Origin of the sequence: Amycolatopsis sp. cmx-4-83 (assembly GCF_046548815.1) — a bacterium.
GTDB lineage: Bacteria > Actinomycetota > Actinomycetes > Mycobacteriales > Pseudonocardiaceae > Amycolatopsis > Amycolatopsis pretoriensis_A.
The window spans coordinates 340,944-355,405 of the sequence record NZ_JAEBEF010000002.1 but is presented as its reverse complement, the minus strand read 5'-3'; the positions used below and the strand labels follow the sequence as shown (position 1 = coordinate 355,405).

General features: G+C 71.1%; 12 protein-coding genes and 1 tRNA gene. 2 read left to right on the top strand and 11 right to left on the bottom strand.

Annotation, left to right across the window (positions count from 1 at the left end; genetic code table 11):
• Positions 1-237: 237 nt before the first annotated feature.
• A tRNA-Thr gene (locus ACLJQM_RS06700) sits at positions 238-311 on the bottom strand.
• A gap of 133 nt (positions 312-444) precedes the next feature.
• Between ACLJQM_RS06700 and ACLJQM_RS06695 the strand changes: the two genes are divergently transcribed.
• On the top strand, positions 445-2,112 hold the full coding sequence (locus ACLJQM_RS06695) for a hypothetical protein (RefSeq protein ID WP_410630459.1): 1,668 nt from the start codon (positions 445-447) through the stop codon (positions 2,110-2,112).
• A 55-nt stretch (positions 2,113-2,167) separates the two neighbouring features.
• Here ACLJQM_RS06695 and ACLJQM_RS06690 read toward each other — a convergent pair whose 3' ends face one another.
• From ACLJQM_RS06690 to topA, 8 genes are all read right to left on the bottom strand, one after another.
• Complete coding sequence (locus tag ACLJQM_RS06690; RefSeq protein WP_247017381.1) at positions 2,168-3,373, bottom strand: DNA polymerase III subunit delta'; 1,206 nt, start codon at positions 3,371-3,373, stop codon at positions 2,168-2,170.
• Positions 3,370-5,490, bottom strand: coding sequence for a bifunctional MFS transporter/dTMP kinase (locus tag ACLJQM_RS06685; protein ID WP_247017379.1), 2,121 nt, complete (start codon positions 5,488-5,490; stop codon positions 3,370-3,372). Before ACLJQM_RS06685 ends, ACLJQM_RS06690 begins: the two co-directional genes overlap by 4 nt.
• 148 nt (positions 5,491-5,638) lie before the next feature.
• Positions 5,639-6,256: a hypothetical protein gene (locus tag ACLJQM_RS06680; protein WP_410630458.1), complete on the bottom strand. Its 618-nt coding sequence runs from the start codon at positions 6,254-6,256 to the stop codon at positions 5,639-5,641.
• Between the two features lie 291 nt (positions 6,257-6,547).
• The gene (locus ACLJQM_RS06675; RefSeq protein ID WP_410630457.1) at positions 6,548-7,339 is read right to left on the bottom strand and encodes a hypothetical protein; all 792 of its coding nucleotides are present in this window, start codon (positions 7,337-7,339) and stop codon (positions 6,548-6,550) included.
• Positions 7,332-7,520, bottom strand: a complete 189-nt coding sequence (locus ACLJQM_RS06670) for a hypothetical protein (RefSeq protein WP_247017373.1) — start codon at positions 7,518-7,520, stop codon at positions 7,332-7,334. Before ACLJQM_RS06670 ends, ACLJQM_RS06675 begins: the two co-directional genes overlap by 8 nt.
• Entirely contained in the window at positions 7,513-8,304 is a 792-nt protein-coding gene (locus tag ACLJQM_RS06665; RefSeq protein ID WP_247017371.1) for an ESX secretion-associated protein EspG, read from the bottom strand. Before ACLJQM_RS06665 ends, ACLJQM_RS06670 begins: the two co-directional genes overlap by 8 nt.
• A gap of 86 nt (positions 8,305-8,390) precedes the next feature.
• Complete coding sequence (locus ACLJQM_RS06660) at positions 8,391-8,993, bottom strand: hypothetical protein (RefSeq protein WP_410630456.1); 603 nt, start codon at positions 8,991-8,993, stop codon at positions 8,391-8,393.
• A gap of 139 nt (positions 8,994-9,132) precedes the next feature.
• Positions 9,133-11,988 (bottom strand): type I DNA topoisomerase, encoded by a 2,856-nt coding sequence (topA, locus tag ACLJQM_RS06655; RefSeq protein WP_360777562.1) that lies wholly within the window; start codon positions 11,986-11,988, stop codon positions 9,133-9,135.
• Positions 11,989-12,286: 298 nt separating this feature from the next.
• Here topA and ACLJQM_RS06650 point away from each other — a divergent pair, with 298 nt between their 5' ends.
• Entirely contained in the window at positions 12,287-13,093 is an 807-nt protein-coding gene (locus tag ACLJQM_RS06650) for a serine protease (protein WP_247017365.1), read from the top strand.
• 18 nt (positions 13,094-13,111) lie between these two features.
• On the opposite strand, the gene ACLJQM_RS06645 is transcribed toward ACLJQM_RS06650, so the two are convergent.
• Together ACLJQM_RS06645 and ACLJQM_RS06640 are read right to left on the bottom strand one after the other, a co-directional pair.
• Complete coding sequence (locus ACLJQM_RS06645) at positions 13,112-13,762, bottom strand: hypothetical protein (protein ID WP_410630455.1); 651 nt, start codon at positions 13,760-13,762, stop codon at positions 13,112-13,114.
• A gap of 51 nt (positions 13,763-13,813) precedes the next feature.
• Positions 13,814-14,374, bottom strand: a complete 561-nt coding sequence (locus tag ACLJQM_RS06640) for a hypothetical protein (protein WP_360777565.1) — start codon at positions 14,372-14,374, stop codon at positions 13,814-13,816.
• Between the last annotated feature and the right edge of the window lie 88 nt (positions 14,375-14,462).

The following is a 14,462-nucleotide window of genomic DNA, read 5'->3' as shown; positions in this document are numbered from 1 at the left end:
GCTCCCCGAAGGCCCCCGGCTCATGGCTGGGGGCCTTCGCCATCTCCAACTTGACCCGTAAGAGTGGTTCCCCCGAACAAAGTTTCGCGCACCCTCCGGCGCCGGACTCGGCAACGCAACCACGACGGGGGCCGGGGCAGAGCCCCGGACGGGGCGTGGGGCGAAGCCCCACAAGACACGCGAGGCCAAGAAAAAAAGGCCCCTGCCCTCGAGGGGCAGAGGCCTTCCACTTGGACGAGCCGCCTAGGGGAATCGAACCCCTGACCTATTCATTACGAGTGAATCGCTCTGGCCGACTGAGCTAAGGCGGCATGTCTCCGGCTCGCGCTGGCGACGGGAGTAAGTGTAGCGGAAGCTCGTGCCGTCACTTTCCGGGGGGACCGTCGTTAGGGCCCTATGACGCCGGTCTCACTCACCGGTCGACCTATCTGGAGGCTCTGGCACATGCGGCGAAGACTGCCCCGTTCGGTGGCCCTGCCGGCGGCCGCGGCGTTGTTGCTGTTCAGCGCGGCGCCGGCGAACGCCGACCCGACCTATCCGACGACTCCGATTCCGCAGCCGGCGAGTTCCGGGCAGGCGCCGATCTCGGCGCCGATCGGGCCGCAGCCGCTGGGGCAGGCCATCGGGGATGCCGGGACCGCGCTCGGGATCGTCCGGTTGCTGCCCAACGCCGTGCCGACGAAGACGATCCTGCCCGGGTTCGGCGACACCCTGCCGAAGCAGTCGGCGCTCGAGGCCGGTATGGGTCTGTCCAGCGCGTTGGCGAACTCGGACGCCTACCTGAGCTACGAGAAGTCGATCGCGCAGGCGTCGCCGTTCGGGCTGTCGGTGGGCGGGAACGCGCCGCAGACGCCGGGCAGCGTCGTGCAGACCGCCTTGCCCGACAACCCGCAGCCGATCAGCGGTGGGCTCAACGGGCCGGCCAACCCGCTGCTCAACGTCGGGGTGCTCAACGGGAGCGCGCACGCGCGGTGGAGTCAGACGCTCGGGCCGTGCGTCGACACCATCGCCGACGCCAGCACGTCGGTGGCGAGCCTGTCGCTGCTGAACGTCATCCCGTCGATGCCGAACCTCGGGCTGGACGCGCTCAAGCCGAAGCTCGACCCGGGCTCGCTCGCGAGCGGGTTCGACCTGACCAAGGGCCTGCAGAGCCTCGGCGGCCTGCTGCAGGGCGGCGGCCAGACCGCGGCGAACGGCACCGGCTCGCTGCTGAGCCTGCCGAACACGCTGTCGTCGCGCTCGCAGGTCAAGCTGGTCGACATCCCGGGCTCGAAGAACAAGGCCGTGCAGTCGACGTCGACGCTGCAGGGCGCGGACATCGAGATCCTCAAGGGGACGCCGCTGGCGCTGAGCATCAAGGTGGCCAGCCAGCCGACGCTCAAGGTGACCTCCACCGGTGACGCCAAGACGTCCAAAGTGGACTACACCGCGCCGGTGCTGACCATCGCGGCCGGCGGCAAGACGCTCTACACCCTGGACGCCGCGCACCCGACCAAGGACATCCCGATCGGGCTGCCGCTGAAGGGCCTGAGCGACCAGTTCGGGCAGCTGAACGACATCCCGGTCGTCGGCGGGCTGGTCTCCACGCTCTCCCAGGGCGTCCAGCAGGTCGGCAGCACCGCGGGCACCGTCCTCGACCTCGGCGTGCTGCGGCTGAGCATCGCCGGGCTGGACCAGAAGTCCGCGAACATGACCACGCCGTTCAAGGGCTTCCAGCTGGGCGCGTCGGCGCGCCTGTTCGACCTGCAGCTGCTGCCGACGACCAAGCTCAAGGGCCTGCTGCCGGACGACCAGGCCAAGAACCTGCCGTCCTCGCTGGCCCAGCTCTCGCTCGGCGAGCAGGTCGCTCGTGCCTACGCGCCGACCGGCGGGGTGGTCTGCGGGTCGACGTCGACGCCGCCGCCCGCGGGCGGTCAGGCGCCGAAGGGGCCGGTCAAGAACCTCGCCTACACCGGGGGCGCGTACGACACCGTGCCGCTGTTCTGGTGGGGCACCGCGATGCTGCTGCTGGGCGTCGTGATGGTGGCCGCGATGCCGGGCGGCCGCCGTCGTCCGCTGGCCGTCGCCGTGGAAGAGAAGCCGTTCAAGCCGTCACCGCGACCGCGCGAGTGACACGAGGGCTGTGAAGGAACCCCGCCGGGAGCTTCCCGGCGGGGTTCTTCGCGTTTCAGCCCTGGCGAAGCGTCGTGACCATCGCCTCGACGGCGATGCGCGGCTTGACGTTCAGGTCGATCGCCTCGCGGCACTCCAGCACCGCTTCGAGCCGGCGGAGCGTCGATTCCGGCGTCCACGACGAAGCCGCTTCGCGGATCTGGTCGGCGTGGTCCGGGTGGTTGAGCGTGACGCCGGAGCGGGTCACCGTCACCAGGACGTCGCGGTAGAAGCCGACGAGGTCGACCAGCGCCAGGTCGAGCGTGTCGCGCTGGGTCCGGGTGGCGCGGGATTTCTGCTTCTTCTCGAGCTGCTTGACCGCGGCTTCGGCGGCCCGCTTGGCCCCGGCAACGCCCTTGCCGATGCCGTCGCCGCCCATCGCCGTACGCAGTTCGTTGCGTTCGTCCTCGTCGCGGGACTTGCTCGCCTCGCCCGCGTCCGCCTCGGCCGCGCTGATCAGCTGGTCGGCGCACGTGAAGACGTCACTGGGCCGGCGCAGTCCCAGCGGGATCCGCAGCACGGTGGCCCGGCGCTGCCGGGCGGCCTCGTCGGTGGCGAGCCGGCGCGCGCGGCCGACGTGCCCGCCGCAGACCGAAGCCGCCCAGTGCGCCCGCTCCGGGTCGACGTGGTCGCGGCGCACCAGGACGTCGGCGATCGCCTCCGGCGGCGGCGTCCGCAGCGTCACCAGGCGGCAGCGCGAGCGGATCGTCACCGAGACGTCCTCGGGGTGGTCGGACGGCGCGCAGAGCAGGAAGACCGTGCGGTCCGGCGGCTCCTCGACGGCCTTCAGCAGGGCGTTCGACGCGCCTTCGGTGAGCCGGTCGGCGTCCTCGATGACGACGACCTGCCACTTGCCGGTGGTCGGGCGGCGCGCGGCGGCCTGGACCAGCGACCGCATCTCGGCGACCGAGATCGACAGGCCTTCCGGCACCACGAGCCGGACGTCGGCGTGCGTGCCCGCCATCGTCGTGTGGCAGCCGGGGCAGGCGTCGCAGCCGGTACCGGTGCTGCACTGCAGGGCCGCCGCGAACGTCCGCGCGGCCACCGAACGACCGGAACCGGGCGGACCGGTGAGCAGCCACGCGTGCGTCATCGCCCCGGGCGGGGCGGGCTCGCCGGCGACGATCTTCGCGGCGGCCGAAGCGGCCGCGGTCAGCGTTTCGACCGCGGCTTCCTGGCCGACCACCTGGTTCCAGACACCGATGCGTTCGGTCGTCGTCACTTCGCCTCCACGCGAGGCTCTTCCGGGGTCTCGACGGGCAGGGGTTCGTCGATGTCCATCGGCAGCGTCACCGGCTTCTCGGTCGTCGGCGCGAGCGCGGACAGGCGGCCGACGAACACGGCGCGCAGCGCGGTGCGGATGCGCTCGGCGACCTCGGCGTCGGTGCCGTCGGCGTCGATCACGACGTACCGGTCCGGGTCGGCCGCGGCCATCTCGGTGAGCAGGTGCTGGACGCGCCACTGGTCGTTCATGGCGGTCGACTTGTCGCGCGGGACGCCGTTCGGGGCGGAGTCGAGCAGCACGGTGAGGTCCGGGCGCAGCCGCCCGGTCGCCCAGTCGGCGAGGCCCTCGAGCTCGTCGCTGTCCAGGCCCGCGACAGCGGACAGGTGCGCGAGCGGCGAGTCGACGAACCGCTCCATCACGACCACCGAACCGGCGTCCAGCGCCGGCTGGACGTGCCGCTCGACGATGTCGGCCCGCACCGCGGCGGCGGCCAGCGCCTGGGCGCGCGCCCCGGTCAGCGAGGCGCCGGAGACCAGCGCGGTGAGCCGCTGGTCGTCGAGCGCGGGGTCGGCGGCGACCACGACCGGGCGGGTGCCGCCGCGCATCCAGTCGGCCAGGTTGACGGCCTGGATCGCGGTGTTGATCGCGGTGGTGCCCTCGACGGCGATGAGGAAGCCGTTGACGCGCCGCGGGGTGCGGCGCAGCGCGTTGCGCAGATCGGACAGGATCGGCTCGGTGCGCTTGTCGTCCATCTGCCGGTAGGCGAAGAGGCCGGCGACCAGCGCGATCGCGGCGCCGCCGAGCATGACCGGGCGGGTGCCGTCGATGGTGAGCGGGCTGCCCCAGACGGTGACCGTGTGCCGCTGCACGAGCCCGACCAGCACCGGCACCGTGACCGTGGTGCCGAACAGGACCAGCTTCATCATCAGCTGGTAGATGGCGTTGATCCGGCCGCGGATGGCGTCCTCGACGCGCGAGCCGATGATCGTGACGCCGGTGAGGAACGCCGTCCCGGCCCAGACGCCGACGGAACACACGGCGATCAGCGCGACCGCCAGGTGCGGCGACAGCGCCACCACCAGCAACGAGAGCGCGGCGGCGATGATGGAGATGCCGAACAGCCGGTCGTGCGCCAGGCGCCGGGCGAGCTTCGGCGCGAAGGCCATGCCGGTGGCCAAGCCGAGGAAGACGGCCAGCACCAGCAGGTTGAACGCCGAGTCGCCGGCCAGCAGGCTCGAGGAGTACGGCTTGGCCGAGCCGATCACGGCCCCGCCGGCGGCGAACGCGCCGAAGGCCCCGACGAGCAGGCCGCGCACGAGCGGCGTGCTGCGGATGAACCGGAAGCCGTCGGCGATCATCTGGCCGATGCCGAACTTCTCTTCGTCGGCCGGCTTGACCTTCTGCTCCGGCAGCTCGTGGACGTTGCGCAGCGAAAGCTCGGGGATCCGGGTGGCGATGAGGATCGCGCTGGCCAGGTAGAGCAGGCCGGTGATGATGACGACGAGCTTCGCGATGTTGAGGCTCGGGTCGCCGGGGAACAGGTGGAACGTCGTGTTGACGCCGGTGATGGCCGCGTTGGCGCCGGCCGCGGTGATGACGGCGAGGCCGTAGGTCATCACCATGCCGAGCTGGTTGGCCGTCTCGACCTGGTCGGGGCGGCGGAGCAGGTTGGGGACCGCGGCCTCTTTCGAGGGGATCCACATGCTCGACGCGCAGCCGACGAGGAAGTTCCCGGCGAGCAGCCACCAGGGTGCGCTGACGATCGCGATGGACAGCAGGAAGCCGCACCGCAGCAGGTCGGCGACCACCATCACCTTGCGGCGGTCGAACCGGTCCGCGAGCAGGCCGCCGATCGGGGCGAACAGCAGCCCCGGCGCCAGTCCGGTCAGCACCACGCCGACGAACGCGAAGTTCTGGGCGAAGTAGTTGTCCGTCAGCTTCGTGGCCAGGCCGGTGAGGGCGAGGATGTTCAGCCAGTCGGCCACGCTGCACAGGTACGTGACGCCCCAGAGCCGCCGGAACGGTTTGATCGCCAGTACCCGCCGGACCCGGTTGATCGTGGACGCCTCGGCACCCGACGACGCACCCGGGCCGGACCCGGGCACCGATCGCAAGCCCTCGCTGATACGCCCACCCCACTAGTCACCGCGGTGCCGGACGCCCTGGTGGGGTCGCCCGACCGTGAAGCCAGGGTAGCCCGATCGGCCCTTGCCTCGCGGACGACCCCGAGGTGCCGGTGGGGTGGGGAACAGCGAGCGAACGCTAGTCGAACAGTCCGGTCACGCTGCTGACCAGGCTGGAGACCATCTCGATGGCGACGAAACCGAACACGATCAGCAACGCCACGGCGAGCATCACGCCCGCCGCGCTCGACGACGGCCGGTTGAACGCCGGCATCGACACCGCCGGCATCTTCGGCAGCTTTCGCCGCTTGACCGGCACGACGTCGACGTCGTCGAGGTCTTCGTCCGGCAGCGCCTCCTGCCGCACGGGCCGGAGCAGCTGCGGCGGCCTGGTCGGCCACGTCCGCTGCCGGTTCCGCTGCCGTGGCAGCACCCCGAGCGGCGGGGTTTCCCCGTTCGCCGCCAAGGTGCCCGCCGGCGGGATCGTCTCCGGGGCCCTGGCCCCGATTTCGCCCTCCTCGCGGAGTGTCTCCTCGACCATCCGGCGCACGACCTCTTCGTCGGGTTGCACCGGCCCGGCCACCGGGAAGGCGGCGGGCTCGTGGCCGTCCGGAGCCGCGGCGCGCGGCTCCGGCGCCGCGGTGACCAGTCCGGAGACCGGGTCCGCGAACGTCTCGCCTGGTGCTTGGGACAGAGTGCCGTCGCGCTGAGTGAGCTCGGGGGCATTGAAGAAGGGAGCCTCACCGTTCGCGCTCATGGTGACCACCTCACTACTGAATGTCCTCGCCTTTCCAGGGTAGCGACGATGGCGGATAACGCATCCGCCCAATGGCTCTGTCTGCTGTGGAGGGTCGGTCACGCAGCGCAAGCCCGCACCCGAACCCCCTGCAGTGTCCAGCCCGCCGGTGGCCCGGTCGACCGCCGTTGGTGACAGATCGTAGTGAGTCCGATCACACGGGCCTTGAAACGGCCCCGCGGAACAGGCCACACCCTGGGTGTCAAGATGGCCAGTTTCGCGGACGGCGATCGTGCCCGGATGGAGTACCGGTCAGGGCACCTCCTCCTGTCCGAGGTCGATCATCTTCCGGCACCAGTCGCGGAGCATCCCGCGGCTGAACGGGCTCAGGACGAGCTGGCGCCGCCCGTCGCCCCGATCCAGGGCCGCCAGCGCGAAGCGGCCCAAATCGGTGTCGACGAGGACGAAGCCGTGGTCGGGGAACTCCGCACACAGCCCGCCGAACGCGAGCATGTCGAGCACCGCCGTGCCCGAGCGCGGCCGGGCCAGCAGCTCCCGCATCGCCCAGAGGTCGGCGTCCTGGCCGTCGTGGACCAGGCCGTCGGCGTCCACCGACAGCCAGATCGCCCGCGGCGAGGCCCCGAACGGGACCTCCGGCAGCTCCGCGATGAGCATCTCCGGCAGCTCTTCGAAGTCGGCGAGGTGGATCGCCGTCCGGCCCGGCAGCGAGCCCATCATGAACGCCCGCTCGCCGTCGGCGTAGCACCGGATGTCCGCGATCTCGGGCCCTTCGTCAAAGACGCCGCACAGCGCCGCCCGCACCGAACCCCGCAGCATCAGCGAGACGACCTCGAAGCCGAGTTCGTTGAGCTCCCCTTCCTCCCCGAAGGGTGTGCCGTCGATCCAGGCGGCCCAGGACATGTGGCGTTCGACCTCGTCGATCAGGTCCGCGGGGTCGTCGGAGACCGGGCCGTGGACGAGGATTTCGTGGTCGCTGACGTCCGGGTTGTAGAGCCGGTCGACGGGCTCCCGGTCCGGCATCGCCGCCAGCACCGGCCCGGCGGCGAGCTCCAGCAGCTCGCGCGCCGCCGTGCGCTCAGCCATGGCCCTGCACCTCCTTCTCCGTCTCGTCTTCGGTCTCGTCACCGGCAGTTCCGCTACGAGGGATCGGAACGTCGCTGATCAGCTCGGCCGCCGCCAGGATCGCGTCACGGACCGTGAGGCCCATGAGCGCCGGCTCGAGCGCTTCCCCGCGGGCCGGCGGGTTCGCCGCGGGCTCACGCATGGCTCTGGACCGCCTCGACGATCCACTGCTCGGCGGTGCTCCTCGACGCTGGACCCCACGTCACCGTCCAGCGGCCGGTGCGATCCACCGCCGCGCTGAACTGGTAGCGGCCGAGGTCGTTGTCGACCAGCCCGAACGCTCCGTGCGGGTATTCCGCCAGGATCGCGTTGCGGACCGCCAGGTCCACCAGCACCGTGCCCAGCCGCGGGCGGGCCGCGCACTCGCGGATCAGCTCGACCGCCCGCTCGCAGCCGCCCGGGATCAGGCCGCGCTCGTCCGTCTCGATCCGCACGGCCCGGCCCGGCCCCGGCGGCCGGTCCGGCAGGCCGTCGAACACCCAGCCCGGCAGCTCACTGAGGAAGCCCGACCGCAGCCGCGCGCGGTTGCCCAGCTTGTGCAGCACCGTGGTGTAGTCCTCGTCGCCGAAGAACCGGACCTCCCACGGCTCGTCACGGGCCGGGAAGACCCCGGTGACCACGCCGCGAATGAAGCCGCCGCGCAGCGCCCGGTACAGCCCGACCGCCTCGGCCGTGACCTCGCCGCCCGGGGCGAGGCCGATCGCGGCCATCCCGGCGACGAACCGGGTGTACTGCTCCACCTCGTCGGCCAGGCTCAACGGCGGCGAGGGACGACGACCCGGGAGCGGTCCGGTGTCCGCGAGCACCGGCGGGATCTCGAACTCGGGGTCGTAGAACTCCATCACCGACGGCCGCCGCGGCACCTCGGCCGACAGCGGGGCGATGACCTCGTCGATGACGTCGAAGACGGCGACTGACTTGTTCACCCCTTGATTGAACACCCTGGCACCGACAATTTCTCGCACAGGTGTTCGACCGGGTGACATCGGTCGGCGAGCGGTCGGCGAGCGGCTCAGGCATGCGCCGGTACCCGCCCTTCGACGACCTCGGCCAGGCCGTCGACGCTCCCCGGCAGCCACCAGAGCCGGCGGCCACCGCCCCGGCGCCGGCCCAGGACCGCCAGGTGCCGGCCGCGGTCGTCGTCGACGAACGCCACCGCCTCCCACGGCCGCCGCGAACCGCGGGCGATGTCCACCTGGACCGTGCCGAGCCGAGGTCTTCGGAGGTCCTCCAGCAGGTCGAAGACCAGGCACTCCTGCTCGGGCTCCAGCACCCCGCGCTCGTCGGCGTCCAGGTACAGCCCCCGGCCCGGCACCGGCGCCCGCACCGGCAACCGCGCGAAGGCCAGGCCGAGGAGTTCGGCGATCGAGCCGGACGACGGCCCGGACCGCCGCAGCCCGTCACCGGCGACGCCGAACCGCGTGCCGTCGTCGAAGAAGGCCGACGTCCACGGCTCGTCGAACAACGCGACGGCCACGCCGCAGACGCCGTCACCGGCGAAGCCGGGGAGCGAGTCGTGCAGGTCCAGCGCGGAGGGACTGCCCGCGGCCGCGGCGCGGACGGGCTTGAGGATCTTGGCGAGCACCGTGTGCACGGTGCGTGGTGTTGTGGTCACGCGTCCAGCAAACCCGGGACCACCGACAATTTCCCGAACATCCGTTCGAGGTGTCACCCGAAAGTGTGGCCGAACGCCGTGAAGGCCTCCTCACCGGGCACAACCGCCGGCGAGGAGGCCTTCACGGCTTCCTGAGGTGCTACTTCGTCTTCGTCGCGGTGGACCTCTTGGCCGCGGTGGCCTTCTTGGTCGTGCCCGCCTTGACCGTCTTCGCCGTGGTCGAGGCCGGCTTCCGCGCGGGCGCCTTCCGCTTCGGCGCCGGCCCCTTCGCCCGCTTCTCGGCCAGCAGCTCGGACGCGCGCTCCGCGGTCAGCGACTCGATCTCGTCGCCCTTCCGCAGGGTCGCGTTGTACTCGCCGTCGGTCACGTACGGGCCGAACCGACCGTCCTTGACCACCATCGGCTTCTTCGACACCGGGTCTTCGCCGAGCTCCTTGAGCGGCGGCTTCGCGGTCGCCGACCGGCCACGCTGCTTCGGCTCCGAGTAGATCTTCAGCGCTTCTTCGACAGTGATCGAGAACAGCTGGTCCTCGGTCGAGAGCGACCGCGAGTCCGTGCCCTTCTTCAGGTACGGCCCGTAACGCCCGTTCTGCGCCGTGATCTCCTCGCCGGACTCCGGGTCCTTGCCGACCACGCGCGGCAGCGAGAGCAGCTTCAGCGCGTCGTCCAGGTCGATGGTCTCGATGTCCATCGACTTGAACAGCGAGCCCGTGCGCGGCTTCGGCGCCTTCGCCTTCGCGGCCTTCTTCTGCGCGGCCGTGGCGTCCTCGGGGATCTCCACTTCCGGCAGCAGCTCGGTGACGTACGGCCCGAAGCGGCCTTCCTTGGCGACGATCTCGTGGCCGCTCACCGGGTCGGTGCCCAGCGAACGCCCCTCCTGCGGCGTCGCGAACAGCTTCTCCGCGATCTCCCGCGAGAGCTCGTCCGGCGGCAGGTCCTCGGGTAGGTTCGCGCGCTGCGAGTTGCCGTCGACCTCGCGCTCCAGGTACGGCCCGTAGCGGCCGACGCGGACCACGACGGTGTGCCCGTTCTCGTCGCTGAACAGCGGGATCGAGTTGATCTCGCGCGCGTCGATGTCCTCGACGCTGCCCTCGACCAGCTTCTTCAGCCCGCCCAGCCGGCCGATCGAGCCGTCGACGCCCATGTCGCCGCCGAAGTAGAACTTCGACAGCCACTGCGCGCGCTGCTCGTTGCCCGACGCGATGCGGTCGAGCTCGTCCTCCATGCCGGCGGTGAAGTCGTAGTCGACCAGCCGCTCGAAGTGCCGTTCCATCAGGCCGATCACGGCGAACGCGACCCACGACGGGACGAGCGCGGAGCCCTTCTTCCAGACGTAGCCGCGGTCCTGGATGGTCTTGATGATCGACGCGTACGTCGACGGGCGGCCGATGCCCAGCTCTTCCAGCTTGCTGACCAGGCTCGGCTCCGAGTACCGCGCCGGCGGCGAGGTGGTGTGGCCGTCCGGGTTCAGGTCCGACGCGGTGAGCGCCTGGTCCTTCTCCAGCACCGGCAGGCGGCTCTGCTTGTCGTCGGCCTCGCCACCGGTCTCGGTGTCGACCGCCTCGACGTACGCCTTCAGGAAGCCCGCGAAGGTGATCGTGCGGCCCGAAGCCGCGAAGGTGCACTCCTCGCCCGAGGTCGCGTTGCCGACGATGCGCACGGACATCGTGGTGCCCTTGGCGTCCGCCATCTGCGACGCGATCGTGCGCTGCCAGATCATCTCGTAGAGGCGGTACTCGTCGGTGTCCAGCTCGCTCGCGACCTGGCCCGGCGTGCGGAAGACCTCCCCCGACGGCCGGATCGCCTCGTGCGCTTCCTGCGCGTTCTTGACCTTGCGCGTGTACTGGCGCGGCGACGGCGAGACGTACTCCTTGCCGTACAGCTGCGTGGCCTGGCTGCGCGCGGCCGAGATCGCCGACTCCGACAACGTCGTGGAGTCGGTACGCATATAAGTGATGTAACCGTTCTCGTACAGCTTCTGCGCGATCCGCATGGTGCGCTCGGAGGTGAACCGCATCTTGCGGCCCGCCTCCTGCTGCAGCGTCGAGGTCATGAACGGCGCGTACGGCTTCCGCGTGTACGGCTTCTCTTCGACGCTCGAGACCTTGAAGTCACGCTGCTTCAGCGCTTCGGCCAGACGCCGCGCGTCGGCCTCGACCAGCACGCGGACCTCGTTGTTCGACGCCTTGAGCTGCCCGTCCGAGCCGAAGTCGCGGCCGGTGGCCAGGCGCGCGCCGTCGACGGCGACGAGCCGGGCCGAGAAGTTCCGCGGCGAAGCTTCCTCACCGGCGTCCATGGTCGCCGAGATGTCCCAGTACGACGCCGAGGTGAAGCGCATCCGCTCGCGCTCCCGCTCGACCACGATCCGGGTCGCCACGGACTGCACGCGGCCCGCCGAAAGCTTCGGCATGACCTTCTTCCACAGCACCGGCGAGACCTCGTAGCCGTACAGGCGGTCGAGGATGCGGCGGGTCTCCTGGGCGTCGACGAGGTCGGCGTCCAGCTCACGGGTCGAGTCGGCGGCCGCGAGGATGGCCTGCTCGGTGACCTCGTGGAAGACCATCCGGCGGACCGGGACCTTGGGCTTCAGCGTCTCGAGCAGGTGCCACGCGATGGCTTCGCCCTCGCGGTCGGGGTCCGTCGCGAGGTAGAGCTCGTCGACGTCCTTGAGCAGGCTCTTGAGCTCGGTGACCTTGGACTTCTTGTCCGGGGTCACCACGTAGAGGGCCTTGAAGTCGTTGTCGACGTCGACGCCGAGGCGTGCCCAGGACTCACCCTTGTACTGGGCGGGGACGTCGGCAGCGCCCCGCGGCAGGTCGCGGATGTGCCCGACGGAGGACTCGACGACGTAACCGCCGCCCAGGTAGGGGGCGATCTTGCGGGCCTTCGTCGGCGACTCGACGATGACCAGCCGCCGGTGCCCGGCGCCGTTGTCCGCCGAGGCTCCGTTCTTCTTCGTCCGTGCTCCTGCCACGCTGTCCTGCTCTCCGCTCATCTCGTCCCGCGACCGGGACCAGGCCCTGCCCTGGGGCGTCGGGCCCGCGTCTTCGACCTGCCAGTGTGCACGCTCTCCCGGGCCGGACGGCGCGGAGGTGACCCAACACGCCGCCGTTCCCGTGTCCAGCGCATCGCCGCTGACCTCGGCGATGTTTCCCCAACGTACCTGCCACGTGATTTCGGCCACGTCCCGCGCAGCCTAGCGCGTGACCGTGCGGATACCCTCCGTTCGACGGTGGTGGGCGCGGGGACGTGACCGCTTCACTGGTTTCCCCGCTCAGCCGAAAGGATCCGCCATGACCCGACGCCTCCTCGGCGCCCTGCTCACCGCCGCGACCGCCACAGTATTACTGGGGACCACTCCGGCGAGCGCGGCCGCGGCGAACTTCGCCGGCACGGTAGCCCTCTCCAACTGCTCGGGCTCGGTGGTGAAGCCGGCGGCGACGCCGGACACCGCACCCGCGCTCGTCATGTCCAACGGCCACTGCCTCGAGACCGGCTTCCCGGCTCCCGGGCAGGTCATCACCAACCGCTCGTCCAGCCGGACGTTCACGCTGCTCAACGCCAGTGGCGGCAACACCGCGACGCTGCGCGCCAAGAAGATCGTCTACGGCACGATGACCGACACCGACGTGTCGCTCTACCAGCTCACCACGACCTACGCGCAGATCAAGTCCAGCTACGGGATCTCGCCGCTCGAGCTGTCCAACGCCCACCCGTCGGCGGGCGCGGCGATCGACGTCGTCTCCGGCTACTGGAAGCGCATCTACTCCTGCAACGTCGACGGGTTCGTCTACCGGCTGAAGGAGGGCAGCTGGACCTGGAAGGACTCGATCCGCTACACCTCCGCCTGCCAGACCATCGGCGGCACGTCGGGCTCGCCGATCGTCTCCGGCGGCAAGGTCATCGGCGTGAACAACACCGGCAACGAGGACGGCGCGCGCTGCACGGACAACAACCCGTGCGAAGTCGACCAGGCCGGCAACGTCACCGTGCACTACAAGACGAACTACGGCCAGGAGACCTACGGCATCCCCGCCTGCCTGACCCCGGCCAACGAAATCGCCCTCACCCAGGCCGGCTGCACGCTGCCCCGGCCCTGACGCTGCTCCCGCACCCGGTCAGGCCGTGCTCGTCGCGGCCGCCGGGTGCGGGACCGGCAGCGGCTCCGCGCCCGGCCACGCCGCTTCGGCGCCCGGCGGCGGCTCCCCGATCAGTTCCAGCAGCGCCTCCAGACGGCGTTTCCCGGTGACCTTGACGGCCGGGACCTCGGCCTTCGGGCCGGTCAGCTTCGCCGCGACTCCCAACGGCGTCAGCGCCTCGACCAGCCGCTCGTGCATGGTCGGCGCGAGCGGGTCGACACCCAGCAGGTAGCCCTGCGTACCGGGGCGGCCACTGGCCAGCGCCCACATCCGCAGCATCGCGCCGCTCAGCCGGAAGCCGTCCGGCACCGCCTTGCCCGAGTCGTCCTCGACCGGCCCCGCGCAGCCCTCACGCAGCCACCGCAGCGCCAGCGGGAGCAGGTCGACCCGGAACGACGTGCGCACCTGCGGACGGCCGCAGTCGGCCTTGGAGACCTGCGCGTCCGCGCCGCGGCAGCGGAACTCGCGCGCCAGGATGTGCGCTCGCCACGGCTCCTCGACGACCACGGACAGCCGGGCGGCGGTGCGCCCGAAGCCGGTGATCTGGCCGTGGCAGCACAACAGGCCGGCCAGGTCGCCCAGGCCCGGCCCGCTGGCCTCGGCGGAGAAGAGCGAGATCGTCCGATCCACCGCGCCATACTAGAACACAAGTTCGATTAACGGCAGACCTCGGCGCGATCTTCAGCCAGGCGGTTGATCCAGCTGGCGGCAGGACGGGGCGCGCTGCTCCGCCGCCGTCAACGCCGGGGCGTCCTTGAGGCCCTTGAGGTAGTCGAGCGCGTCGATGCGGTCGAGCGTCGCCCTGGCTTCGCCCAAGGCGGCCTTCGTCGCCGTGGCGTCGCCGCGGACGGCGTCGATGCGCTGACGCGCCTGCTCGGCCTGTGCGCGGATCTCGGTGAACTGCCCGATGACGTCCGCGCGGCCGCCGTCTCCCGACGGCACCGGGGGCGCGCCGAGCGCGTTCAGCCCGGCCAGGCTCTGGTTCAGCCCGCCGACCACAGACGAGAGCAGGTCACTGGACGTCCGGGACGCCTGCTGCGGCGTGCTCGGGTCGACGGTGGGCAACTCCGCCAGCGCGCGGACCAGGTGGGTCACCGCGGCGCAGTAGCCCTCCGCCCATCTCGCCGCCGGATCGGCCTGCGGCACCACGGTCGTCACCGACAGACCCTGGTCCCGCGCCGGGGACTGCGTGGCGGCTTGCCCGCACCCGGCGAGGCCGATCGTGATCGTCGCGGTCAGCAATCCGGCCGAAAGCAGGCGGACACGGTCCGCAGCCGATCTGCACGGCGCAATGGTCTTCCGCCGTGGCTGCCGTCGGATTGATGACCAA